The organism is Stenotrophomonas pictorum JCM 9942 (assembly GCF_001310775.1).
GTDB classification, from domain to species: domain Bacteria; phylum Pseudomonadota; class Gammaproteobacteria; order Xanthomonadales; family Xanthomonadaceae; genus Stenotrophomonas; species Stenotrophomonas pictorum.
Map to the genome: position 1 here is coordinate 1 of NZ_BAZI01000553.1, position 1,366 is coordinate 1,366.

The 1,366-nt window shown below is 67.4% G+C and carries 2 protein-coding genes; both read left to right on the top strand.

The features are described from left to right. A partial coding sequence (locus JCM9942_RS20360; RefSeq protein WP_304941164.1) for a LolA-related protein occupies positions 1–166 on the top strand: 166 nt, incomplete at its 5' end. Continuing rightward, positions 157–1,366, top strand: a 1,210-nt coding sequence (locus JCM9942_RS15970) for an MMPL family transporter (RefSeq protein WP_157722996.1), incomplete at its 3' end; no start/stop codon positions are given. The genes JCM9942_RS20360 and JCM9942_RS15970, both read left to right, overlap by 10 nt.

A 1,366-nucleotide genomic window follows, 5' to 3' on the forward strand; every position in this document is an offset into this window, starting at 1 on the left:
CAGCATCACCTTGCACGGCCGCGGCAACGAGCTGCGCTGCATTGAAACGCGCCCGGCCAAGGGCGATGTGCAGCGGACCCTGCTCGGTGGTGCTGCGGTGGCCGCCGCCGCGGTGCGCGATGCCGACGCCCTGACGGCGTTGTGCCACGACGGTGGATCGCGTTGAGCCTGTCATCGAAGCAGCGCATCGGTCTGGCGATCGCTTGGCTGTTGCTGCTTGCATTGGCCAGCGCGTGGATCAGTGCGCGCGTCCAGCTCAGTGGTGACCTGCGCAAATTCATGCCCGATGCGCAGACCCCGGCGCAGAAGCTGCTGCTGGACGAGCTGGGCGAAGGTCCCGGCACCCGCCTGCTGCTGGTCGCGCTGTCCGGCGCTGCGCCGCTCGAACTGGCTTCGCAGTCACAGGCGCTGCGCGCGCAACTGGCACAGGATCCGCAGTTCGAACTGGTCACCAACGGCGAACAGACCGGTCTGGAGGCGATTGCGCAGCAGTTGCTGCCGTACCGCTATCTGCTGGGCGAGTTGCCGGACGATGCGTTCTCCACTGCGACGTTGCGCGAGGAACTGCAGGCACGGCTGCAGGATCTGGGCTCGCCGGCCGGTGCGCTGATCGAACCGCTGCTGGCCTCCGACCCGACCCTGCAGATCCTGCGGGTGGCCGAATCACTGCAGCCGGCCAACGCGCCCCAGCGGCTGGAAGAGGTGTGGTTCGACCGCACCGGTACCCAGGCGTTGCTGCTGGTGCAGACTCATGCCGCCGGGTTTGATCCCAGCGGTCAGCAAGCGGCGGTGGATGCGGTCGAACGCGCCTTCGCGCAGGTTTCAGCTGACAGTGGCAGCCGGCTGGAGCTGAGCGGGCCGGGGGCGTTTTCGGTCAAGATCGGCAATCGCACCGCCAGCGAAGCGGGCACCATCGGCACGCTGGATACGCTGGGCATGATCCTGCTGCTGTGGCTGGCCTACCGCAGCTGGAAGATGCCGATTCTGGGCTTCCTGCCGCTGGCCAGCGCCGGTTTGGCAGGGCTCGGCGCGGTGGCGCTGGGCTTTGACGGGGTGCACGGCATCACCATTGCTTTCGGCTTCACCCTGATCGGGGTGGTGCAGGATTATCCGATCCACTTCTTCAGCCACCAGCGTCCGGGCCGGTCACCGTGGGACAACGTACGCGCGCTGTGGCCGACCCTGGGCACCGGTGTGATCGCCACCTGCATTGCCTACCTCACCTTCCTGTTCTCGGGCGTGGACGGCCTCAAGCAGCTGTCGGTGTTCACCATCACCGCGTTGCTGACCGCAGCGCTGGCCACGCGCTACCTGCTGCCGGCACTGGTCGATCCGCCCACCCGCGACTTCGCCGATTCGACCTGCT